At 70.7% G+C, this 22,064-nt stretch carries 20 protein-coding genes and 1 pseudogene; 8 read left to right on the top strand and 13 right to left on the bottom strand.

Going from position 1 to position 22,064, the window contains the following annotated elements; translation table 11 throughout:
• Positions 1-21 precede the first annotated feature (21 nt).
• From ABEB28_RS26895 to ABEB28_RS26875, 5 genes are all read right to left on the bottom strand, one after another.
• Positions 22-654 carry a DUF305 domain-containing protein gene (locus ABEB28_RS26895; RefSeq protein ID WP_345731002.1) on the bottom strand — a complete coding sequence of 211 codons (633 nt, stop codon included), beginning with the start codon at positions 652-654 and terminating at the stop codon, positions 22-24.
• Positions 655-891: 237 nt separating this feature from the next.
• A complete protein-coding gene (locus ABEB28_RS26890) occupies positions 892-3,156 on the bottom strand; it encodes a heavy metal translocating P-type ATPase (RefSeq protein WP_345731001.1) in 2,265 nt (754 codons plus the stop codon).
• Between the two features lie 11 nt (positions 3,157-3,167).
• Positions 3,168-4,205 (bottom strand): hypothetical protein, encoded by a 1,038-nt coding sequence (locus tag ABEB28_RS26885; protein WP_345731000.1) that lies wholly within the window; start codon positions 4,203-4,205, stop codon positions 3,168-3,170.
• A gap of 2 nt (positions 4,206-4,207) precedes the next feature.
• Entirely contained in the window at positions 4,208-4,414 is a 207-nt protein-coding gene (locus ABEB28_RS26880) for a heavy-metal-associated domain-containing protein (RefSeq protein WP_345730999.1), read from the bottom strand.
• A gap of 135 nt (positions 4,415-4,549) precedes the next feature.
• The gene (locus ABEB28_RS26875) at positions 4,550-5,170 is read right to left on the bottom strand and encodes a TetR/AcrR family transcriptional regulator (RefSeq protein WP_345730998.1); all 621 of its coding nucleotides are present in this window, start codon (positions 5,168-5,170) and stop codon (positions 4,550-4,552) included.
• A gap of 91 nt (positions 5,171-5,261) precedes the next feature.
• Between ABEB28_RS26875 and ABEB28_RS26870 the strand changes: the two genes are divergently transcribed.
• The gene (locus ABEB28_RS26870; protein WP_345730997.1) at positions 5,262-6,647 is read left to right on the top strand and encodes an MFS transporter; all 1,386 of its coding nucleotides are present in this window, start codon (positions 5,262-5,264) and stop codon (positions 6,645-6,647) included.
• Positions 6,648-6,716: 69 nt separating this feature from the next.
• On the opposite strand, the gene ABEB28_RS26865 is transcribed toward ABEB28_RS26870, so the two are convergent.
• From ABEB28_RS26865 to ABEB28_RS26840, 6 genes are all read right to left on the bottom strand, one after another.
• Positions 6,717-7,478, bottom strand: a complete 762-nt coding sequence (locus ABEB28_RS26865) for an ABC transporter permease (RefSeq protein WP_345730996.1) — start codon at positions 7,476-7,478, stop codon at positions 6,717-6,719.
• Positions 7,475-8,266, bottom strand: a complete 792-nt coding sequence (locus tag ABEB28_RS26860) for an ABC transporter ATP-binding protein (protein ID WP_345730995.1) — start codon at positions 8,264-8,266, stop codon at positions 7,475-7,477. The genes ABEB28_RS26865 and ABEB28_RS26860 overlap by 4 nt, the downstream gene beginning before the upstream one ends.
• 49 nt (positions 8,267-8,315) lie before the next feature.
• Positions 8,316-9,158: a DUF4097 family beta strand repeat-containing protein gene (locus tag ABEB28_RS26855; protein ID WP_345730994.1), complete on the bottom strand. Its 843-nt coding sequence runs from the start codon at positions 9,156-9,158 to the stop codon at positions 8,316-8,318.
• A gap of 72 nt (positions 9,159-9,230) precedes the next feature.
• Positions 9,231-9,764 (bottom strand): ribbon-helix-helix protein, CopG family, encoded by a 534-nt coding sequence (locus tag ABEB28_RS26850; protein ID WP_345730993.1) that lies wholly within the window; start codon positions 9,762-9,764, stop codon positions 9,231-9,233.
• Between the two features lie 99 nt (positions 9,765-9,863).
• Positions 9,864-11,447 carry an AMP-binding protein gene (locus ABEB28_RS26845; protein ID WP_345730992.1) on the bottom strand — a complete coding sequence of 528 codons (1,584 nt, stop codon included), beginning with the start codon at positions 11,445-11,447 and terminating at the stop codon, positions 9,864-9,866.
• 69 nt (positions 11,448-11,516) lie between these two features.
• Positions 11,517-12,275 (bottom strand): isocitrate lyase/PEP mutase family protein, encoded by a 759-nt coding sequence (locus ABEB28_RS26840; protein WP_345730991.1) that lies wholly within the window; start codon positions 12,273-12,275, stop codon positions 11,517-11,519.
• 156 nt (positions 12,276-12,431) lie between these two features.
• On the opposite strand from ABEB28_RS26840, the gene ABEB28_RS26835 reads away from it, so the two are divergent.
• On the top strand, positions 12,432-13,850 hold the full coding sequence (locus tag ABEB28_RS26835; protein WP_345730990.1) for an MFS transporter: 1,419 nt from the start codon (positions 12,432-12,434) through the stop codon (positions 13,848-13,850).
• A 19-nt stretch (positions 13,851-13,869) separates the two neighbouring features.
• Here the strand turns inward: ABEB28_RS26835 and ABEB28_RS26830 are convergent, their stop codons facing one another.
• Positions 13,870-14,190: an ArsR/SmtB family transcription factor gene (locus ABEB28_RS26830; RefSeq protein WP_345730989.1), complete on the bottom strand. Its 321-nt coding sequence runs from the start codon at positions 14,188-14,190 to the stop codon at positions 13,870-13,872.
• A 226-nt stretch (positions 14,191-14,416) separates the two neighbouring features.
• On the bottom strand, positions 14,417-15,415 hold the full coding sequence (locus ABEB28_RS26825) for an alpha/beta hydrolase family protein (protein ID WP_345731021.1): 999 nt from the start codon (positions 15,413-15,415) through the stop codon (positions 14,417-14,419).
• Between the two features lie 495 nt (positions 15,416-15,910).
• Between ABEB28_RS26825 and ABEB28_RS26820 the strand changes: the two genes are divergently transcribed.
• The 6 genes and pseudogenes from ABEB28_RS26820 to ABEB28_RS26795 all read left to right on the top strand — a co-directional run bounded on the left by ABEB28_RS26820 (position 15,911) and on the right by ABEB28_RS26795 (position 22,023).
• Positions 15,911-17,128 carry a sensor histidine kinase gene (locus ABEB28_RS26820; RefSeq protein WP_345730988.1) on the top strand — a complete coding sequence of 406 codons (1,218 nt, stop codon included), beginning with the start codon at positions 15,911-15,913 and terminating at the stop codon, positions 17,126-17,128.
• On the top strand, positions 17,116-17,763 hold the full coding sequence (locus tag ABEB28_RS26815; protein ID WP_345730987.1) for a response regulator: 648 nt from the start codon (positions 17,116-17,118) through the stop codon (positions 17,761-17,763). Before ABEB28_RS26820 ends, ABEB28_RS26815 begins: the two co-directional genes overlap by 13 nt.
• A 109-nt stretch (positions 17,764-17,872) precedes the next feature.
• Positions 17,873-18,928 carry an acyl-CoA dehydrogenase family protein gene (locus ABEB28_RS26810; RefSeq protein WP_345730986.1) on the top strand — a complete coding sequence of 352 codons (1,056 nt, stop codon included), beginning with the start codon at positions 17,873-17,875 and terminating at the stop codon, positions 18,926-18,928.
• A gap of 157 nt (positions 18,929-19,085) precedes the next feature.
• Positions 19,086-21,101 (top strand): S8 family serine peptidase, encoded by a 2,016-nt coding sequence (locus tag ABEB28_RS26805; protein ID WP_345730985.1) that lies wholly within the window; start codon positions 19,086-19,088, stop codon positions 21,099-21,101.
• 155 nt (positions 21,102-21,256) lie between these two features.
• Positions 21,257-21,439, top strand: a pseudogene (locus tag ABEB28_RS26800) (NADPH:quinone oxidoreductase family protein); the annotation flags it as partial.
• Positions 21,439-22,023 carry a sigma factor-like helix-turn-helix DNA-binding protein gene (locus ABEB28_RS26795; RefSeq protein ID WP_345730984.1) on the top strand — a complete coding sequence of 195 codons (585 nt, stop codon included), beginning with the start codon at positions 21,439-21,441 and terminating at the stop codon, positions 22,021-22,023. The pseudogene ABEB28_RS26800 and the gene ABEB28_RS26795, both read left to right, overlap by 1 nt.
• Positions 22,024-22,064: the final 41 nt, after the last annotated feature.

The following is a 22,064-nucleotide window of genomic DNA, read 5'->3' as shown; positions in this document are numbered from 1 at the left end:
GGGTGTCCCCGCCTCGTGGTGTCAGCCCTTCTGCAGCAGGCTCCGCATGGTCGTGATCTCCGCGGTCTGATCCGTGACGATCGTGCCGGCCAGCTGCTTGGCCTGCGAGTTCTCACCGGACTGCTGCTCGGTCCCGGCCATCGTGATCGCGCCCTCGTGGTGCTCGATCATCATGGCCAGGAACATCTTGTCGAACGCCGCACCGGATGCCTCGTGCAGCTGACCCATCTGCGCGTCGGTCATCCCGCCCGGCATCGGCGTGGACGAGGAGCCCATGCCCCCGTGGTCCATGCCGGCCTTGGCGTCGGGCACCGTTTCGCCCCAGGCGGTCAGCCAGCCGGACATCGTGTCGATCTCGGGCTGCTGGGCCTGCTCGATCTTCGCCGCGAGGGCTTTGACGTCCGCGTCGGCGGCCCTGGTAGCGGCCATCTCGGCCATCTCGACGGCCTGCCGGTGGTGCACGATCATGTCTTTCGCGAACGTCACGTCCGCGGCGTTGTGCTCGGTGCTGACCGACGGTGACGCCGTAGCGGACGCCGGTGCCGAACTCGTCGCACTGGAGCCGTGGTCCATGCCGTTCATGTCCGAGTCGTCGCCGCAGGCGGCCAGCGCCAGGACGGCGAACACGGCAGCAGGAACTACAAGTCGCTTCATGGGTGAAAGACCTCTGTGTGGTCGAACGGAGTAGGACAGCCGTCCGGGCAACACCGCTCCGGACGGGTTACGAGAACCCGGCCGGGCGTTCTACGTCCTGCTCACACAGAGTTCGACCAGCCCCCGGAGCAAGCTGGTCCACCGCCGCAGCACCCGCCCAGGATAGGACCAGAAAGAGGCGTTGCACGGTTGCGGCCCGTATAAGGGCAGCAACCGTGCAACGCCTCGGGGGGCCGGCTAGCGGACGGCGCTGAAGCGTCGCAGGCGCAGGCTGTTGGCGACCACGAACACCGAGGAGAGCGCCATCGTCGCCCCCGCGATCATCGGGTTGAGCAGACCGGCGGCGGCCAGCGGCAGCGCGGCGATGTTGTAGGCGAAGGCCCAGAACAGGTTGCTCTTGATGATCCGCAGCGTGTGCCGCGAGAGGCGGATCGCGTCGACGGCCGCCAGGAGATCCCCGCGGACCAGCGTGAGGTCGGAAGCCTCGATCGCGACGTCGGCTCCGGTTCCGATCGCCAACCCGAGGTCGGCCTGCGCGAGCGCGGCGGCGTCGTTGACGCCGTCCCCGACCATCGCCACGACCTTCCCCTCGGCCTGCAGCCGCTTCACGACCTCCACCTTGTCGGTGGGCAGCACCTCGGCGATGACCTCCTCGACGCCGACCTCGTCGGCGACCGCGCGGGCCACCGTCGCGTTGTCCCCGGTGAGCAGCACCGGCGTCAGACCGAGACGACGCAGCGCGGCCACCGCCTCGCGGCTGGTCGGCTTGACCACGTCGGCGACCGCCAACACACCCCGGACGGCTCCGTTCCAGCCGACCGCGATCGCCGTCTGCCCGGCGGCTTCCGCTGCGGCCCGTGCCCGCTCCACCTCTGCGGGCACCGCCAGGCTCTCCTCGCGCAGCAGCCGCAGCCGGCCGACGACCACCTTCCGGCCGTCGACGGTGCCGCGCACACCGAGCCCCTCGACGTTGCCGAACTCCTCGACCGGCGGCAGCGGTCCGGTCGCTTCGGCGGCAGCACGGGCCACCGCCTGTGCGATCGGGTGCTCGGAGCCGGCCTCGACCGCCCCGGCCACGCGCAGCAGCTCGTCGCGGTCCTGCCCGTCGGCGGGCACCGTGTCGACGAGGGTCATCCGGCCGGTGGTGACCGTCCCGGTCTTGTCGAGCACCACGGTGTCGACCGTGCGGGTGGACTCCAAGACCTCCGGACCCTTGATGAGGATGCCCAGCTGCGCACCCCGGCCGGTACCGACCAGCAGCGCCGTCGGAGTGGCCAGGCCCAGCGCGCACGGGCAGGCGATGATCAGCACCGCGACCGCGGCCGTGAACGCCGCGGTCCACCCGGCGCCGGAACCGGCCCACCAGCCCAGCGTGCCGACGGCCAGGGCGATCACGATCGGCACGAACACGCCGGAGATCCGGTCGGCCAGCCGCTGCACGTCGGCCTTACCGGTCTGCGCCTGCTCGACCAGCCGGCCCATCTGCGCCAGCTGGGTGTCCGCCCCGACCCGGGTGGCCCGGACGATCAGCCGCCCGCCGGCGTTGACCGTTGCACCCGTCACCGAGTCGCCGACGCCGACCTCGACCGGCACGGACTCCCCGGTGAGCATGCTGACGTCGACCGCCGACGTGCCGTCCTCGATCACACCGTCGGTGGCGACTTTCTCTCCCGGGCGGACGACGAACCGGTCGCCGACCACCAAGTCAGCCACCGGGACGCGCTGCTCAGCACCGCCGCGCAGCACCGCGACGTCCTTCGCCCCGAGCTCGAGCAGCGCTCGCATCGCGGCGCCGGCGCGGCGCTTGGACCGCGCCTCGAAGTAGCGGCCGGCGAGGATGAACGCGGTCACCCCGGCGGCGGCCTCGAGATAGATCGCTCCCGCACCGTCCGTGCGGCTGATGTCGAGGCTGAACGGGTGCGTCATGCCGGTCGTACCGGCGGTTCCGAAGAACAGCGCCCACAGCGACCAGCCGAACGCGGCGAGCGTGCCCATCGACACCAGCGTGTCCATGGTGGCGGCGCCGTGGCGCAGGTTCGTCCACGCCGCCCGGTGGAACGGCAGCCCGCCGTAGACGACGACGGGCGCGGCGAGCGTCAGCGACAGCCACTGCCAGTAGGTGAACTGCCACGCCGGCACCATCGCCAGCACCACCACCGGCACGGTGAGGACCACCGACGTCCACAAGCGGGTACGCAGTGCGGACAGCTCGTCGGCCGGCTGGGCCTTCTCGGCCGGATCGTCGGTCGACGCCTTCGGTGGCGGAGGCAGCTGCGCGGTGTAGCCGGTCTTCTCCACGGTGGCGATCAGGTCCTGAGGGCTGACCTCCGCCGGGAAGCGCACGCTCGCCTTCTCGGTGGCGTAGTTGACCGTGGCGGTGACGCCGTCCAGCCGGTTGAGCTTCTTCTCGATCCGCGCGGCGCAGGAGGCGCAGGTCATGCCACCGATCGACAACTCGATCTGGTTCGGGGCCGTCGGCAACGGCCTGACGACGGATGCCATGGCTGCTCTTCCTATTCGTGGGAGTGCTCGTCGGCCGCGGACGGGGAGACCGCGGACGGGGGGACCGCGGACGGGGAGGCCGCAGGCGGGGCGGTCGCCGATGGGGTTCCGGCCGGCGCCGACCCGGAAGGCCCAGGCTCAGCCGTGCCCTCTCCGGACGATGCCGCAACCGCGGTGAACTCCGCCGTCCGGACCCGACCGCCGTGCTGGAAGTCCAGGTACAGCCGGTACGTGCCCGCCGTCGGCACGTCGGCGTAGAACGTCACCTGCGGTCCGGCCGGAGTCCTGCCGTCACCGGGAACACCGTCCGGGTGTACGTGAAGGTACGCCAGGTCGCCGTCGCGCAGCACCACCAAGTGACCGTACGCGCCCAGGTAAGGCTGCAGGTCGGTCACCGGCTTGCCGTTCCGGCTGACCGACAACGTCAGTTTCGACGACGATCCTGCCGTCAGCTGCCCGCCGAGCGTGACGGTGTATCCGTCGACCGTCGCGGTCCGCGCGGCGGCAGGCAGCGCCACCGGCCGGAACTCACCGGGCGCAGGTACGTCGACGCCCAAGGTCAGCCCTTCGGACCGACCGGCCGGCTGGAAATCGGCGAACACCCGGTACTGCCCTGCCGCGGCGACCCGCAGCGGAACCGACCACGTGCCGTCCGCCGCCAGGCTGGGGTGCACGTGCTGGAAGCCCGACAGATCCCGGCGGACCACGATCAGGTGGAGATCCTTGTCGTGGCTGCGGGTGTATCGGGTCACCGGTGCCCCGTCCGGCCCGAGGACGCGGAAGCGGAACGGCCGGACGGCGTCCGTGGCCAGCGCCGTGCTCACCGGCGCCAGCCGGTAGCCGTCCTCGGTCACCTGCAGGCCCGCCGGAACGGGGTCCGCCTCGCTGCGCGGCTCGGCTGCACCGCTGAGACTGTGCTCGGTGTGCGCGTCGGCGACCGGCGTCGCCGCCGTCCCCGGTACCCCGGTTACCTGGCCGAGACCCAGGCTGGCTGCGAACACCGCGACCAGCCCGAGCGCGAAGCCACCCACCCTGACAGAAGTTCGCACGACTACCTCGCTAGTTCATAGCCGGCCTCGTCGACGGCGGCCGCAACCGCGGCTTCGTCGACGGGCTGGTCGCTGGTGACGGTGACCTCGCCACTGGCCAGGTCGACCTGGACATCAGTGACGCCCGGGATCTGCTTGATCTCCGAGCTCACCGAGCCGACGCAGTGCGAGCAGGTCATGCCGGTCACGGTGTAGGTCTTCGTCGCCACGTCGATCTCCTCCTCGCGGCGGCCTCCGGCCGACGGTTGCCGACCGAGCTCGAGGACGCCCGCCTCAGCCACTATACGGCTACCCCCTAGGGGTATCAACCCGGCCCACGTTCCTCGACTCCGCGCGGCTGCCGGTCAGCCATCGGCCGGTTCCGCCGGAACCTGCGCATTCGGCGGCGGTACGGCCAGGATCGATTGCACCGTCGCGGTCACGACGCCGGCGACCTGCGCTGCCTCGAGGCGTCCGAGGCGATGCTCTTCGGCGGCCCCGTTCAAGACGTAGTGCACCGCGTTGACCAGCCAGGTGATCGGCAGGTCGGTGCGGTAGACACCCTGCTGCTGGCCTCGACGGATCAGCTCCTCGACCCGCTCGGCCGCGCCGGCGTGGAGGTCCCGCAGACGGCCGGCGGGCAGCACCCGCTGGGCCGCGGTCAGCAGCGCCGCCGACTCGGCGACCAGCGCCCAACTCGACGCGAGCAGCCGGGTCATCGCGTGGCGCGCATCACCGCCGAGGTCGACGCCGCCGAGCACCTCCTCGCCGCTCCGCAACGCGTCGACCAGGGCCGCCTCGACCAACTCGGGACGCGCGCGGAAGTGCCCGTACAGCGTCATCCGGCCCACACCAGCCGCCTTGGCGATGTCGTCGACGGTGGCGTCCGGATCGCGGCTGAGGCTCGCGCGGGCCGCGGCGACGATGCGGGCGATGCTGCGTTCGGCGTCAGCGCGCCGCCGAGGACGCGTATCGGCGGAGGTCATGTCCCCACATTAGCTCGTACGGGAATGTACGCGTTAGCCTCGGCCTTGTATCTCGTACTCCCGCATACGAGTTAGCGCCTGGAGGCCGACCATGAACACCCCCGACACCGCGACGACCACCGAGACGCCACACCCACTGCGATGGCGCATCCTGGGCTTTCTCGGGATCGCCCAACTGATGCTCATCCTCGACGTAACCGTGGTCGCGATCGCCCTGCCGCACATCGAGGCCGACCTCGATCTGAGCCGGGCCGCACTGACTTGGACCGTGAGCGCCTACACGCTGGCGTTCGGCGGTCTCATGCTGCTCGGAGGTCGCCTGGCCGACCTGGTGGGAAGCAAGCGGGTGGTCCTCGCCGGCCTGCTGATCTTCACGGCGGCGTCCCTGGTGACCGGGCTGGCCGGATCCGCGCAGATGCTGCTGGGCGGTCGCGTCGCCCAAGGCGTCGGCGCGGCGCTGCTCTCGCCGGCGGGCCTGTCGCTGGTCGTCACCCTGTTCGCCGGAGACGAACGCAACAAGGCGCTCGGCGTGTGGTCGGCACTCGGTGGCGGCGGCGCGGCACTGGGCGTGCTGCTGGGCGGACTGATCACCGCCGGTCCGGGCTGGCCGTGGGTCTTCTACATCAACGTACCCATCGGCCTGATCATCGTCGCCGCACTCGCGGTCATGCTCCCCAGCCGCGGCGGGGCGGCGCCGCGCGGCCGGCTAGACGTGTTGGGGGCGCTGCTGGTGACCGCATCGTCGACGGCCGTCATCTATGCCCTCATCCGCGCGGGCGACCACGGGTGGCTCACCCCAGCCACCGGATGGCTGCTGCTGGCGGCGGTGATCGGCTACGCGGCCTTCGCGGCCTGGCAGAAGCGGGCCCGATACCCGCTGATGGACGTCGCCCTGCTCGCCCGGCGACCGGTGGCGACCGGAACGTTCCTGATCCTCATGGCGACCGCGCTGATGATCGCGGTGTTCTTCCTCGGCACGTTCTACTTCCAGCAAGCCCGCGGCTACGGCGCCCTGCACACCGGTCTGCTCTTCCTGCCCGTCGCCCTGGCCACCATCCTCGGTGCCCAGCTCACCGGACGGACGATCGCCCGGCTCGGTGCCCGCGCGCTCGCGGTGGGTGGGCTGATCATCGCCGCCGTCGGCATGGCCGTGCCCGCGCTGTCGACCCACCCCGCCGCCGTCGTCTCCGGTGTGGCTGTCGCCGCAGCGGGCACCGGTGTTCTGTTCGTCGTCGCCTCGGCCACCGCCCTCGGTCAGGTTGCGCCGCACGAAGCGGGCATCGCCTCCGGGATCGTCAGCACGTTCCACGAATTCGGAGCGTCGATCGGCGCCGCCGTGGTCTCCAGCGTCGCCGCCGCCAGCCTCGTCGGAGACACCCTCACCGGGTTCCGCGACGGCTTCCTCGTCGCCGCGCTCGCCGCCGCGGGTGCGGCCGTCGTCGCCGGGCTGCTCACGCCCGGCCAACCGAAGAGCTAACGGCTCGAAGGCCGGGCGGGCACCGAACCGGGACGGCTCGGTGCCCGCCCGGCCGAGCGGGCTGCTGTCTCAGGAGACTTTGCGCCGGTAGACGGCCATGGCGACGGCATACGCGCCGACCAGGATGCCGACGCACCAGCCGAGGGAGATCCAGATGTCGTTGCCGACCGGCTGCTGTTCCAGCAGCGCCCTGATCGTGTTGACGATGGAGGTCACCGGTTGGTTCTCCGCGAACGCTTGCACCGGCCCGGGCATCGTCTCGGTGGGGACGAACGCGGAGCTCACGAACGGCAGGAAGATGATCGGATAGGAGAAGGCGGACGCTCCGTCCGGGGTGGACGCGGACAGCCCGGAGATCACCGCGACCCAGGTCAGCGCGAGCGTGAACAGCACGAGGATCCCGGCCACGGCGAGCCAGTCCAGCACTCCCGCCGATGAGCGGAATCCCATCACGAGCCCTACCAAGAGGATGACCCCCACGGAGATCGTGTTGGACACCAGCGAGGTCAGCACGTGTCCCCACAGCACGGACGAGCGCGCTATCGGCATCGAGTGGAACCGCTCGAAGATGCCGCCCTGCAGGTCGTTGAAGAGTCGATACGCGGTGTACGAGATGCCGGTGGCGATCGCCATGAGCAGGATGCCGGGCATCAAGTAGTTGACGTAGTTGTCGGTGCCGGCCTGGATGGCGCCACCGAACACGTAGACGAACAACAACATGAACGCGATCGGCATGACCGTGACCGTGATGATCGTGTCCAAGCTGCGCGTGACGTGGCGCACCGAGCGGCCGAGCATCACACCGGTGTCGCTGACGAAGTGCGCGCTCATCGCTGGCCCCCCTGGCTGCTCTCGGCGGTCTTGTCGCGTCCCACGATCGCCAGGAAGATCTCTTCCAGCGTGGGTTGCCGCTCCACGTACTCGGCTTTTGCGGACGGAAGCAGCTTCCTCAGCTCCGCCAAGGTGCCGGACACGATGATCGTGCCGCGGTGCAGGATCGCGATCCGGTCGGCGAGCTTCTCGGCCTCCTCCAGGTACTGGGTCGTGAGGAGGACCGTGGTACCGCTGGTGGCGAGGTTCTTGACCACTTGCCAGACCTCGATGCGCGCCTCCGGATCGAGACCGGTGGTCGGCTCGTCGAGGAAGATGACCGGCGGATCGCCGATGAGGCTCATCGCGATGTCGAGGCGGCGGCGCATGCCGCCCGAGTAGGCCGCGACCCGGCGTCCGGCCGCGTCGGTGAGACCGAATCGTTCGAGCAGGTCGTCCGCGACCCGGCGGGGGTTGGGCACCTGGCGCAACTTGGCGATCATGACCAGGTTCTCCCGGCCGGTGAGGATCTCGTCGACCGCGGCGAACTGCCCGGTCAGGCTGATCGACTCCCGGACCTGCGCCGGCTGCGACACGACGTCGAATCCGTTGACGCTCGCCGTGCCGTCATCCGGCTGGAGGAGGGTGGCGAGTATTCGCACGGTCGTGGTCTTGCCGGCACCATTGGAGCCGAGCAGCGCGAAGATGCTCCCGGCGGCCACCTCGAAGTCGACGCCTTCGAGCACGGGCAGCTGCTGATAGGACTTGCGTAAACCGTGGACCCGGATCGCCGGGTTCTGCTTCTCCATGCTTCGCGCCTTTCAGAGCGTTGGTCACGTCGAACAAGCCCGCTCGAGATCAGGAGCGGCGGATGGTGATGTCGCCGTAGCTGGTGCGGCCGCGGACCTCGACGGTTTCGTCGGCCTCATCGGGTCCGAGGGCGTTCTCCAGCAGGTTGCGGACGTGCCCGAACCCGGTGTTCACCTCCAGCCAGGCGGCGGTGCCTTCGGCGATGCCGATGTCCAGATCACCCGCGGCGGTCCCGAGGACGACCGAGCCGCGGACCACCTCGCCGAGGCGGATGTTGCCGTTGGACGTCTTCGCGTCGACGCCGGCGCCGGCCCGTTCGACGTCGATGTCGCCGTTGGCGCTACGCACTCGCACGTCGCCGGTTGCCGTGCCGATCGTGGTCTCACCGTTGGAGTTCTTGGCCAGCACATCGCCCTCGATCGCGCCGATCTGGATCTTGCCGCTGGCGGTGGAGACGTCGGCGCTGCCGGTGACGCTGCCGACGGTGACCGGGCCGAAGCCCGTGTGCAGGCGCAGCGCACCGGTTCGTTCGAGCCAGACCTTGCCGGTGGTCTTGAACGTGCACTCCCCGAGCCGGCCGGCGCTGCGGACATCGCCCATCAGAAGGTGACCGGCTACCTGGGAGTCACTCGGCAGCTCGATCGACACGTCGACCGACTTGGACTTCTTGGAGAAGTCGAAGGTGCGCTTCGGACCGGTGATCCGAAGGACACCGTCGGCGTAGTCGACGTGGACCTGAGCCGCGGTCTTCACGTCGGACTCGTCGGCCTCGTCGCTCGGCCGTACCTCCACCACGGTGTCGGCCCGGTCGCTCGCGGTGAGTCGTACTTCGCCGACGACGCCGAGTTCGATCGTGACGACGATCGGCTCGGGCGTTACGTAATTGGGCATAGTTGTCCCCACATCCTGGGTAGACGAGTCGTCCCCGCAGGTCAGGGACGATGTATGCGGAACGCGGTGCGGCTAGCGCACCCAGCCGGTGAGACCTTGCTTGGCCCGCTTTTTGCCGCCGCGCGACTCGGGACGCTCCTCGCGGTCGGCGCGCTGCAACGCGGCAGCGGCCGCTCGGGTGAGCCAGGCGTTGACCGATCTGCCCTCCTTGGCGGCGGCCTCCTCGATCGCGGCCTTGAGCTGCTCGGGCAGGCGGACGTTGATGCGCGCGGCCGGGCCGTCCTCGTTGATCAGCAGTTCGCTCTCGGGCGCGCCGGCCGCTGGCGTCGAGGCGCCGTCGGCTGCGGGGTCGAGCGGCTCCGCGGGCGGCGCGGTCACGACGAAGTCCGGATCGCGTCCGCGCAGGCGCAGCTCCACCGAGCCGGGCGCCAAGTCGCGGGTGATCTCGTCGGCGGCGGCCGACAGCGCCTCCAGCAGCGTCATCCGGATCGCCGACTCGAGCGACCCGCTCAGGCGCTCGACCAGCGCACGCGTCTCCTCGCCACCGGTTTCGGCGAGCGTGGCGAACTCACGCCCGAGGTTGCTCACATACGAGGTCAAGTCCATGACGCCATGATGGCACACGCATGGCACACAGGCAAGGAATTGTGGCTCAGACTTGGCACCACTGGCGTGCCACATCGATACAACCGCAGTTCAGAGCGGCTAGTGAATACGACGCTCGTGCCCGGCCCAAGCCTGCTCGCGCAGCAGGTACTTCTGGACCTTGCCGGTGGACGTCTTCGGCAGATCGCCGAACGTCACCTGCTTGGGGGCCTTGAACCGCGCCAGCCGCGCACGGACGTGCTCGATCAGCTCCTCCTCGGACACCGACACGCCTTCCCGCAGGGTGACGTAGGCGGCGGGCACCTCACCCCATCGCTCGTCCGGAACCGCGATCACCGCGGCCTCCAGCACCGCCGGGTGGTCCATGAGGGCCTGCTCCACCTCGACCGACGCGATGTTCTCCCCTCCGGAGATGATCACGTCCTTGGAGCGGTCGCGGAGCTCGACGTACCCGTCGGGATGGACGACCCCGATGTCTCCGGTGCGGAACCACCCGTCCGGGGCCGCCGCCGCGGTGGCCGCCGGATCGTCGAGGTACCCGAGCATCACGTTGTTGCCCCGCAGCGCGATCTGACCGGTCGTCCGGCCGTCGGCGGGCACGTCGGTGCCGTCGTCCCCGATCACCCGGGCGGTGCACGAGATCAGGTTGCCCACACCCTGCCGGGCCTTCATCCGCGCCTGCACGTCGGCGTCCAAGCCATTCCACTCCGGACGCCAATCGCAGATCATCGCCGGTCCGTACGTCTCGGTGAGCCCGTAGAGGTGCGTGACGTCGAAGCCCAACTCAGCCATCCGGCGCAGGATCGCCGGCGACGGCGGTGCACCTCCGGTGGCTACCCGGACGGTGTGGCCGGCCGGCAGCGGTGCCGCCTCCTTCGCGTACGCGATCATCGTCAAGACGGTCGGCGCGCCGTTCAGGTGCGTCACCCCCTCCTCGCGCACCAGTCGCCACACCTCCGCCGGGTCGAGCTTCGGCAGGCAGACGTGGGTTGCCGCGGCGGCGGTCACGGCCCAGGGGAAGCACCAGCCGTTGCAGTGGAACATCGGCAGCGTCCAGAGATGGACGGCGCTCGGACTCAGGCCGGTGTGGCCGACCATGGCCACCGACTGCAGATACGCGCCCCGGTGGGAGTACATGACTCCCTTCGGCCGTCCGGTCGTACCGGAGGTGTAGTTGATCGAGAGCAGAGCGCGCTCGTCCTCCGGTGTGCGGTGCAGCGGTTTCGCCCCGGCCAGCAGCTGCTCGTAGTCCGCGCCGGCCCGGATGCGGCGCGGTGGCGACGCGAGCCCGGCGCACACGACGTCGACCAGCGCGTCGAAGGACCGGTCGTGGATCAGCACCGCCGCGTCCGAATGCTCGAGGATGTAGGCGATCTCGGTCGCCGACAACCGCGTGTTGATCGCGACCAGCGGCGACCCCGACCACGGAACCCCGAAGTTCGCCTCCAACAGCACGTGCGTATTCGGCGACAGCACCGCCACCGGACGACCGGAGGCGAGCGGAGCGAGGCCTCCGGCCAGCCGGGTGCAGCGGTCGTGGAGCTGCGCATAGGTCCACCGCTGCTCGCCGTCGAGCACGCCGACGCGGTCGCCGTGCGCCGCGGCGGCGCGGTCTAGGTACGCGGTGGGGGTCAGCGGCTCGAACGAGAGGGACGCGGGCGCGGGGTGAGCTTCATCGGCCACGGTGACCAGCCTGGCCGTGGCTGGTCCGCATGGCAACGGCCCGGTGACGCGTCAGCCGGTCGCCTTCGATCAGGCCAGCAGCTGGTGAACGGCGGTTTTGAGGTCGGCCAGAGCCGCGCGGTAGAAGCGAGGGCCGTAGGACACGCGCGCCACCCCCAGTTCCCGGAGCGCGGCGAGATCCAGCTCCTTGCCGGTGTTGCCGTTGATCGGGCCGGGTAGCGCGACCAGGGCGGCGACGTCCTCCCTGCGCTGGGCACCGATCGGGTAGATGCAGTCGGCGCCGGCCTCCCGGTACAGGCGGCCTCGCCGGATGGCCTCGGCCAGGCGGTCCGGCTCGGCTACCCCGCTGTTCGGCAGGAACGCGTCAACCCTGGCGTTGATCACGACCGGCACCCCGGCGTCGTCGGCGGCCGAGCGTACGTCCGCGAGCCACTGCGCGTGCGCGCCGGCCTCGACGAGTCCGCCCGCCCGATGGTCGGTGTCCTCCAGGTTGCAGCCGACCGCGCCGACGTCCAGCAACCGGTCCACCAGTTCCCGCGGCGGCAAGCCGTACCCCGCCTCGGCATCGACCGTGAGCGGGACCGTCACTACCCGGCCGATTCGTCCCGCCGCGGCGAACATCTCCTGCCAGGGAGCGCCCTCGCCGTCGGGGTAGCCGAGCATCGCGGAGACGGCTGCGCTGGCCGTCGCAACCGCCGGGAACCCCGCCTCGGCCACGATCGTCGCGCTCGCCGCGTCCCACACGTTGGGCAGCACCAACATCTCACCGTGGTGCAGCGCTCGGAGCCGTTCCGCACGCGCTGTGAGATCCGCCAGGTCAGTCGCCATCGACAGCCTCCATGTTCGATCGAGCCCTTGGTCTGCAGCAACAACCCGCCCGATCGCACGCTTCCACTCGTCCTTGTGCAACCCGAGGGTTGCAGCTCATTGGGCAATGTGCAACTGTCGGGTTGCACCTGGGAAAGCGACGAAGGGAACGACCTCATGACCATCGATCGAGACGCGCCGACACAATTCAGCGGTCGACAGCGGCTGACGCTGGTCGTGCTCCTCGGCGCCGCCTTCATGCTGTCCGTGGACTTCTCCATCCTCAACGTGGCGCTTCCCCAGATGGGCGAGGGCGTCGGCCTCGAGATCGCCGACCTGCCCTGGATCGCCAGCGCCTACGCGTTGCCCGCGGCCGGCTTCACCCTGCTGTTCGGTCGGGTGGCGGACCTCTTCGGACGCCGCAGGTTGTTCCTCATCGCGATGGTCCTGCTCCTCGTGGCCTCGCTGTTGGGCGGGTTCGCCACCAGCGCCGGAGCCCTGCTGACCGCACGCGTCCTGCAGGGCTTCGCCAACGCGATCGCGATCCCCGCCTCGATGGCCCTCCTCATCACCGCCGTCGCGGACGACCGGGCCCGGGCACGCGTCCTCGGCCTCAACGGCGCCCTGCTCTCCGGCGGCTTCACCGTGGGCGCACTGGTCGGTGGCGGCCTGGTCAGCGCGCTCGACTGGCGATGGGCGTTCTGGATCAACGTGCCGGTCGCACTCATCATCGTCGCGCTGACTCCGTTCGTGGTGACCGAGAGCGTCCGCCCGACGGGCGTGCGACTCGACGTGCCCGGAGCCGTCTCGGTCACGACCGGCCTACTCGCGCTCGTCTACGGGGTCTTGCTCCACAACTGGGTCGCCGTCGTCGCCGGCGCGGTCCTGCTGGGCATCTTCTGGCTGATCGAGACCCGCGCCAAGTCGCCACTGGTCTCCCTGCGACTGCTCAACCGGCCGACCGTCAAGTGGGGAAACTTCGCCGGCGTAGTGGCGTTCGTGATGGCCACCGGCCTCAACTTCGTCCTGACCGTCTATCTGCAGGAGGTGCTCGACCTCGCGCCGTTCACCACGGGCCTGGTGTTCGGTCTCCCCGGTCTTGCCGCGGTGTTCGCCGGGATCCTCGCCGGGCGCCTGATCGGCCGCTACGGCTACCGGCCCGTCCTCGCCATCGGTCTGCTCGCGCAAGGGCTCATGGTGGCTCCGATGCTGCTGATCAACGGGTCGATGACGAGCCTGTACCTCGTCGTCCCGTCGTTGTTCCTGCTGTACTTCGGGCACGTCACCGCGATCGTGGCCTACACGGTCACGGCCACCTCGAACCTGGAGGAGTCCCAGGCCGGCCTGGCGACCGGCCTCACGTCACTCGCTCAGCAGATCGCGGTGACGATCGGCATCCCGATCTTCGCCGCCATCGCCGCCACTCAGGCAGATCTGACCGAGGGCGTTCAGCTCGCGATGCGGGTACAGGTCGTCGCGATTCCGCTCGCAGTCGCTCTCATCTGGATCGGGCTCCGCTCGTGGACCACGTCGACGCCCGTAGTGGACGCAACACCGGCACCGGACGCCATGGCGGAACGCTCGTCGGCCGCCTAGCGGGAGCGTTCCGAGCGGGTTACGGGTCCGCCCGCTCGGCCAGTTCCTTGATCCTGGCCAGCCGCGCGTCCCACCGGCTCGCCGCCTCGGCCATCCACCGCGCGGTCTGATCCAGCCGTTCGGTGCGCACCGAGTAGCGCATCTCCCGGCCGGCGCGCCGGCTCGTCACCAGGCCGGCGCGCTCCAGGACGCCGAGATGCTTCACCACGGCCTGTCGGCTCACCGGCCGGCCGACGGCGAGAACGGTCGCGGTGGTGCCGCCCCGGTCGGCGATCTCGTTGAGCAGTTGCCACCGGGTCGGGTCGGACAGAGCCGAGAGCACCTCCAGCTCGGCGACCATCTCCGCACTCCTCGACCCGACACCCTTTGCGCAACCCTAAAGTTGCTCTTCGTCGCTGGTCAAGGCGGGCCAGTCACCGACAACGAACCCGTCCGGTCCGTCCGCGCCGGAGAGCGGGCAGGTCTCTGGACCCCGCCCGCTCGATCGGCATGCACTCCTACGCCGGCGTATGAGCCGACAGGCGTCCGGCTCGGGCGCGCTCGCCTCCGCCGGACGCCTGGCCCTCTCAGATCCAGAACAGTCCCCAGTACACCGCCCAGGGGACGAACAGGGCGCCGCCGACGGCGAGGAAGCCGGTCCGGACCCGTCCGACCGCCCCGATCGTCTGCGGGTTCCGGAAGGCCACCGCTACCGCGACGGCCGCCACCGTGGCGGCCACCGCGAGCAACTGCGCGACCAGCCAGGCAACCGGTGCGCCCGCGACCACCGGACCGGTCACTTTGCCTGCGGTGACCAGGAGGAAGAACTGGTAGCCGAGCGTCCAGAGGATGGTGACCGGGGCGAGCACGGCGAGCCACCGGAAGGCACGCGGGGACCGGCCACCTCGGAGCACTCCGAAGGCGAGCGCGCACAGGAGGATCACCGCGGCGGCGATCGGCGCCCAGATCGTGCCGTGATCCCTCGGGTCCGGGCCGGCGGACTCCGACGCGAGAGCTACGCCGGTCGGCGGGCGGGACGGATCGTCGATCCACGCCACCTCCGCGTCCCCGTAGTCGCTGGGCAGGGTCGCAAGGCGGTCGAATCCGCTGTCGGCGGTCGTGTGCAGGTTGTGGTTGACCGACGGCACGATCCGGACGCTGTGCTGCGGGTTGCCGCCCCGGTCGAGCGCCGCCCGGATGAGCCGGCTGCTCTTGGCGGGCACGGCGTCCTGGTCGAACTCACCCCACTGGGCGAGGACCGGCTGGCGGACACGCTCCCAGTACGGCACCGGATCGAAGTCTGCCTCCGCGAAGAGCCCGGCGTCGATCGCCGTTCCGAGCACGGTGGTCTGCATCGTGCGGGCCAGGTGCCCGGTGACCCCGGTGTGCTCCAGGTACTCGCCGTACTGCCAGGCGGTCTGCTCCGCCGGCGTGACCCCGACCGCGCCGACCGTGATCACGAACGCGATGTCGGTCGACCGGCCGGCTGCGATCGGTGCGACGAACGCACCCTCGGACAACGCCCAGAGCCCGACGCGGGCCCGGTCGACGTCCGGACGGCCCTGGAGCGTCCGGACGCCGGCCAGCGCGTCCTCGGCGAGCAGCGTAGTCGCGCTTCAGCATCGAGTACCCGACCGACCGCTTGTCGTAGGTCAGCGTCACGACGCCGCGCCGCGCATACGCCTCCGCCTCCGCCCGGAGGTAGGAACGGCCCCGGTTACCTGCGCCTTCGAGCAGCACCAACCCGGGACGACGTCCCGCCGCGTTCTGCGGAGCGAACACCGTGCCGTGCAGTACGACGCCGCCGCTGCCGGTGAACGTGACCTCGGTGGTCTTCGTGGCCGTGGTCGCCGGCGCCGCGGATGCCCCGGAGGGCACAGCCGCCACCAGCAGCGCCGTGACCAACAACGCCAGTGTCATCAGTGCCGTGCCGATTCGCTTCATCGTGCCTTCCCGGGGTCGTTGTCCGTCGGGAACCACACTGGTCGGACGGGCCTCCGCGTCCCAGGGCGCGGAAACCCCGGTTCGTCGGGGTGCAGGCGCCCTGTTCCGTCCGTCGACGCGAGGCCTACCGTCGCCCCGTGCAACGTCTCCGAAGTCGAGTAGGTGAACTCGGGTCCCTCGCGGTCGGCGCCGCGCTCGGGTTGCCCGCGCCTGCGCTCCTCGCGCTGGCCGTCATAGCCGTGCCGACCAGCGTTCTGGGCGTGGGTGTCGTGCTGTTGGCCGGCGTGATCTGGGCATCCCGTCGCCTCGCCGCCGTGCAGCGACGACGCGCCGCGATCCCGTCCCCGTACCGGCCGCTGCCCGCCGGCTTCACCGCGCAGCTGCGGACCGTGTTGAGGGACCCGGCCACCGCACGGGACGCGGCGTGGCTGGCCTGCCAGTTCGTGGTCGGCGTCGGGAGCCTTTTGGTCTCGGTCACGCTCTGGCTCGCGGCGCTGCAGTGCCTCACCGCGCCGGCGCTGCGGGCAGCGCTACCGGAGCGGACCAGCTTCGACCCGCTCGTCCTTGAGTTGGTCGGTCGCTCCGGGCCCTGGACGTGGATCCTGGTGCCGGTGGGCGCCGCGCTCCTCGTGATCGCCGACCGCGTCCCCCGGTATCTGGTCCGCGGGCAGCTAGGGCTCGCGGCCGTGCTGCTCCGCCCGACGTCGGCGGCTCGCCTCGCCGCGCGGGTGGATCGGCTGACGATCGACCGCACCGCCACCGTCGACGCGTCCGCCACCGAGCTGCGCCGGATCGAACGCGACCTGCACGACGGCGCTCAGGCCCGGCTCGTCGCCATGGCACTGAACCTCGGCGTCGCCGAGGACCTGATCGACGAGAACCCGGCCGTCGCCAAGGCGATGCTCACCGAAGCCCGCACGGGGGCCAGCGCGGCGCTGACCGAGCTGCGCGACCTGGTTCGTGGCATCCATCCGCCGGTCCTCGCCGACCGCGGGCTCGCCGACGCGGTGCGGGCGCTGGTCCTGCCCAGCCCGATTCCGGTCGAACTCGACCTGACGCTGGAGCGGCGCCTGTCCGCGCCGGTGGAGTCGGCCGCCTACTTCGCGATCGCCGAAGCCGTGACCAACGCGATCAAGCACGCCGACGCCACCCGCATTCGCGTCACGTTGCTCGACGACGGCGCGCTGCTGCACGTCACCGTGCACGATGACGGGCGGGGCGGCGCGGACTCGATCAACGGGACGGGTCTACTGGGCATCCAGCGTCGGCTCTCCGCGTTCGACGGCACGGTGGAAGTGACCAGTCCGCCGGGCGGTCCGACCGACGTGCGAATGGAGCTGCCATGCGTGTCCTGATCGTCGAGGACCAGGTGCTGCTGCGGGACGGGTTGAGCCGGATGCTCACCGCGTACGGCTTCGACGTGACCGTCGCGCCACCGGACGGCACGCGCCTGGCGGACGAGATCGTCGCCGAGCGACCGGACGTCGCGGTGGTGGACGTACGGCTGCCGCCGACGTTCACCGACGAGGGCCTGCGGGCCGCACTGGACGCTCGGCGCGCGATCCCCGGACTGCCGATCCTCATGCTCTCCCAGTACGTGGAGCGGCTCTACGCACGCGAACTACTCGCCGACCGAGCGGGCGCGATCGGCTACCTGCTCAAGGACCGGGTCGGCGACGTCCGCCAGTTCGTCGACGCGATCCGGCAGGTCGCCGGCGGCGGCACGGTCATGGACCCGGAGGTCGTCACCCAGTTGCTCCGCGGTCCGGACACGCTCAGCGCACTGACCAGCCGCGAGAGCGACGTCCTGCGGCTGATGGCCGAGGGGCACTCCAACGCCGCGATCGCGGAGCGCCTCGTGATCACCGAGAAATCCGTCAGCAACATCATCAACGCGCTCTTCGGCAAACTCGGCCTTCCCCCGGCCGGCCAGCACCACCGCCGGGTACTCGCCGTCCTCAACTACCTCGATCACCGCGCTGCCGGCTGACGGCGCAGGTCGCGGCGGTCGAACTGCCGCGGGTCGGAGCGCCGGAACGGCTCCTGCGCCGCGGGTGGGCGATAGGGTGGCGGCAGCCTTGCGACGTAGGAGCGGACCTGTGTCCCAGTCCATGCGCGACGCCCAGCACATTGCCGACGATGTCCTGTTCCCCGCAGCGATCGAGGTCGAGCGGTCGGGACGGGTGCCGAAGACCCATCTCGACCTCTTGGCGGAGAAGGGCTTCTACAGCCTCGCGGCGCCGGAGGAGCTGACCACTCTCGACCTGCCCGACTACCCGGCGGTGCAGCGGGTGGTCGAGTTGCTCGCCGGCGGGTGTCTCACCACGGCTTTTGTGTGGGTGCAGCATCACGGCGCGATGTCCGCCGCGGCGAAGACCAGCAACGAGACGATCCGCGCGGAGTACCTGGCACCGCTGGCCGCCGGTGCGCGCCGGGCCGGCATGGCGATCGGCGCCGCCGCGCGCCCCGGCCCACCGATGCTGCGCGCCACCGCCGTTCCCGGTGGATGGCGGTTCACCGGCACCGCGCCGTGGGTGACCGGCTGGGACATGGTGGACACGCTCTACGTCGCAGCGCGCCAGGAAGACGACGTGCTGGTGTGGGCGCTCGTGGACGCGACCGAGAGCGCTTCGATGACCGTCCGGCCGCTGGAGATGATCGCGGTGCAGGCCAGCCGGACGGTGACGCTGGAGTTCCACGACCACTTCGTGCCCGACGACCGGGTAACCGCCCTACAGCCGAGGTCGGAGTATCTGGAGGGCGACGCCGAATCGCTGCGGTTCACCGGCTCCCTCGCCCGCGGGGTGGCCGACCGTGCGATCAGGCTGATGGGTGAGGACGGCGCGGCACTCTCCGCCGAGCTGGCCAGCGTCCGCGAACGGCTGCAGCAGGCGGCGCCGCAGGACGTGCCGGTCGGACGTGCGGTCAGCTCCGAGTTCGCGTTGCGCGCCGCGGCCGCGCTCTTCGTGCATCAGGGCAGCAGCTCGGTGTTGATCGACAGCCATCCGCAGCGACTGCTGCGGGAAGCGGCATTTCTGCTGAACTTCGGCACCCGGCCGACGATCCGGCAGAGCCTGCTGGACCAGCTCACCACACCCCGCGATCACGGCGTCGGCACAACGCCGAGATTTGACGAGCCTCACACTCACCCGTAAATCGGGGTTCTTCGCCCAGCCAAGTCATAGGCTCCGCCGCACTGCTGCATCGCTGCCGGGCGCCCCCCGGAGAGGCGTCGGGTGCGGCTCGCGGTGGCAGGAGTCTGGCGCGGTGTTCCAGTCGTCGTGTCGTCCGGTCTCGACCGGACGCGCCGGTGTGCGAGCGATACTGCTGCTCGGTGTGTCGTTGCTGCTGGTGACCATCGGTGCCCGGCCCGCGAACGCGGAGACGCTGGACGATGCCCAGTGGTACCTGCGCAGCCTTCAGGTCGCGAAGGCACACCAACTGTCCAACGGCGCCGGCGTGATCGTGGCGGTGGTCGACACCGGCGTCGACGCCGGGCATCCGGACCTACGCGGCCGGATCTTGCCCGGTGCGGTCTTCGGCATCCCGGGGAGCACCGACCCGACCGTCGACCCGGACGGACACGGCACCGCCATGGCCAGCCTCATCGTCGGGAAAGGACCGGCCGGCGACCACGCGCTGGGGCTGGCGCCCGCCGCCCAGGTCCTCCCGGTCCGAACCGGTGACTACTCCCCCGACATCGCCGCCGGAATACGCTGGGCCGCCGACCACGGCGCGAAGATCATCAACTGCTCATTGGGCACCCACGCCGACGACGCCTACCTCCGCGCGGCCGTCGACTACGCCCACCAACGCGGGGTGCTGGTAATCGCCGGGGCCGGCAACCAGCCCAGGGACACCACGATGCTCTACCCAGCGGCCTTACCCGGAGTCCTCGCCGTCACCGCCACCAACCAGACCGGCCAGATCGCCGCCGTCTCGACCACCGGCCCGGGTGCTGTCCTCGCCGCACCAGGCCAAGGCATCGGCACGGCCACCTCACGGCTCCACGCCAAAGCCGGCTACACCATCGGCGACGGGACCAGCGCATCAACCGCGGTGGTCTCCGGTGCCGCAGCGCTGCTGTGGTCGCGGTTCCCCGACCTGACCGCCGGCGGAGTCATCCAGCGGCTGATCACAACCGCCGACGACGCCGGTACGCCGGGCCGCGATCCCCTCTACGGCTTCGGGCGGCTCGACCTGATCGAAGCGTTGACCGCGGACGTACCCCCCGTGACACACAATCCGCTGGTGTCCCGGGCACAGCCGACGACGCCGCCGACCAACGCCGACGTGGCGGCGGCCCGCCGGTTCGAATCGGCCTCCCGGCCCGCAGCGCTCACCTCGTACGGGCCGGGCATCGGTGTCGTCCTCGTCGTGGGCATCGCGCTGTTCCTGGTCGTGCGATCGGTCCGCCGAATCAGACGACCCGCGTCGTTCGCCGGGCCGCCTGCCGCCGACCCTCGCCAGCAGCCGCCAGCGGGTCTCGGCGTCTCGGTGCCACCAGCCGAGATGCCACAACTGAACTCACCTGCTGCGGCGGAGCTACTGCGGCTCTGCGCGCACCTCGACCCCGACCTGATCGACGTCCAACTGCTGCTGTCCCGCCCTGAGCTGTTGGACACGCCCCTGACCAGCCAGTTGGCGCGGGCCGCCAGGTCGGACCACGAGCGCGAGGACACGATCGCGGCGCTGATCGACAGCGGATCGGTCACGCGGCGGGACGAGCGCCGGATCCGCATGAGTCCGCGAGTGGCCCAGGCCGCCCTCCACGAGCTCGCCTCCAAATCGGGCCTTCCGGGGCGGGGCCGTAAGCGGGAGGCCTGGGCCCGCCATGCCGTCGACGTGATTCTCGGGTTGTTGCCGACCGAACCGTGGCGACGAGAGAACTGGCCGGCGACCGCGCTTCTGGTCGTTCACGCGACGACCGCGGTCGAGCACGCCACCAGTAGCGGCGCGAAGACCCACCAGGACGCCGAGGTCCTCCTCCGGGTGGGTACTTACCACTCGGCCCGCGGCGACTACGACGCCGCACGCCGCGTCTTGAGACGAGCCCTCGTGACCTACGAGGCGGCGCTCGGACCGAACCACCCGGACGTCGCCCACACCCTGATGAACCTCGGCCTCGTCCACCACGGTCTGGCCGACGCGGCGGCGTCCGGTGCGGTGTTCGCGCGCGCGATCGGCATCTTCGACGGCAGCTACGGGCCGGAACACCCGTACACCGTGCGGGCGAAGTCCCTGGCGTCGGCACCGGACGCCGCCTCGTCGGGACAGGTCTGGCGCAGCGACGTCGAACGGGCGGTCGGGACCCCACCGGCCGGGTGAGGTTCGAGCCGCAGCCGGTCTGCTCTGCGGGCTGATACGTGCGGGACCGATTCTTTTTGCGGGTGGCCCAGGTCTACACATCGCGGGGAGCGGTCCGCGCGGCGAGCCCGGTCGATTCCTCCGATGTGTCGACGCGAACGCAGGGCTGATCGCCGATGAGCATTCCCGCGACCATGCGCGCGCTGCAGCAGACCTCCCTGGACGGTCCGCGGGCCATGCGGCTGATCGCCGACGCCCCGGTGCCGAACCCCGGCCCAGGCGAGGTCCTGATCCGGGTCGGTGCCGCGGGCGTCAATTTCCGCGACGTGATGCAGGCCTACGGGACGTCTCTCGGAGGTTGCGGCTGGCGCTGATCGCCAGCCTGCAGCACCTTCCGGCGCGCCAGCGCGCGATCCTCCTCCTGCGCGAGGTGCTGGCGTTCTCCGCTACCGAGACCGCGGAGATCCTCGGCACCACCACCGCAGCGGTCAAGAGCGGCATGCAGCGCGCCCGCGCCCGGCTGCACGAACTCGACCCCCGACCCGAGGAACTCCTCGAACCGACCGACCCGCGGGCACGGGCGCTGCTCGACGGCTACATCGCGGCCTTCGAGCGCGCCGACGCACGCATGCTGGAACAGGTGCTACGCACGGATGCCACGCTGGAAGCGACGCCGTTCCGCGAGTGGCAAGCCGGCCGGACGAGCTGCGTCGACATGCTCGGCACGCACGTTCTGGGCGCACCGGGCGACTGGCAGATGGTCGCCACCACGGCCAACGGCCAACCCGCCGCCGTGGTGTACCACCGGGACGCCGAGGGCACGCTCCGAGCCGACGGCGTGGTGGTGTTGGCCGCCACCGCCACCGGCGTCTCCCGCGTCATCAAGTTCCACGACCGCGCCCTGGTCGCGGCGTTCGGCTTCCCGGAGTTGCTCAACCCGTGAGTGACGAGGGCCGTCGGCAGCGGCCGAGGCCCTCGTCGCCG

Source organism: Cryptosporangium minutisporangium (genome assembly GCF_039536245.1).
GTDB classification, from domain to species: domain Bacteria; phylum Actinomycetota; class Actinomycetes; order Mycobacteriales; family Cryptosporangiaceae; genus Cryptosporangium; species Cryptosporangium minutisporangium.
Note: the sequence above shows the minus strand (reverse complement) of the source record. Positions and strands in the feature narration are given on the sequence as shown.

What these genes read in the sequence shown, in the direction of transcription:
- ABEB28_RS26895 (WP_345731002.1), bottom strand. Translation starts at nt 654, where the DNA reads ATGAAGCGACTTGTAGTTCCTGCTGCCGTGTTCGCCGTCCTGGCGCTG.
- ABEB28_RS26890 (WP_345731001.1), bottom strand. Translation starts at nt 3,156, where the DNA reads ATGGCATCCGTCGTCAGGCCGTTGCCGACGGCCCCGAACCAGATCGAG.
- ABEB28_RS26875 (WP_345730998.1), bottom strand. Translation starts at nt 5,170, where the DNA reads ATGACCTCCGCCGATACGCGTCCTCGGCGGCGCGCTGACGCCGAACGC.
- ABEB28_RS26870 (WP_345730997.1), top strand. Translation starts at nt 5,262, where the DNA reads ATGAACACCCCCGACACCGCGACGACCACCGAGACGCCACACCCACTG.
- ABEB28_RS26865 (WP_345730996.1), bottom strand. Translation starts at nt 7,478, where the DNA reads ATGAGCGCGCACTTCGTCAGCGACACCGGTGTGATGCTCGGCCGCTCG.
- ABEB28_RS26860 (WP_345730995.1), bottom strand. Translation starts at nt 8,266, where the DNA reads ATGGAGAAGCAGAACCCGGCGATCCGGGTCCACGGTTTACGCAAGTCC.
- ABEB28_RS26855 (WP_345730994.1), bottom strand. Translation starts at nt 9,158, where the DNA reads ATGCCCAATTACGTAACGCCCGAGCCGATCGTCGTCACGATCGAACTC.
- ABEB28_RS26850 (WP_345730993.1), bottom strand. Translation starts at nt 9,764, where the DNA reads ATGGACTTGACCTCGTATGTGAGCAACCTCGGGCGTGAGTTCGCCACG.
- ABEB28_RS26840 (WP_345730991.1), bottom strand. Translation starts at nt 12,275, where the DNA reads ATGGCGACTGACCTGGCGGATCTCACAGCGCGTGCGGAACGGCTCCGA.
- ABEB28_RS26835 (WP_345730990.1), top strand. Translation starts at nt 12,432, where the DNA reads ATGACCATCGATCGAGACGCGCCGACACAATTCAGCGGTCGACAGCGG.
- ABEB28_RS26830 (WP_345730989.1), bottom strand. Translation starts at nt 14,190, where the DNA reads ATGGTCGCCGAGCTGGAGGTGCTCTCGGCTCTGTCCGACCCGACCCGG.
- ABEB28_RS26815 (WP_345730987.1), top strand. Translation starts at nt 17,116, where the DNA reads ATGCGTGTCCTGATCGTCGAGGACCAGGTGCTGCTGCGGGACGGGTTG.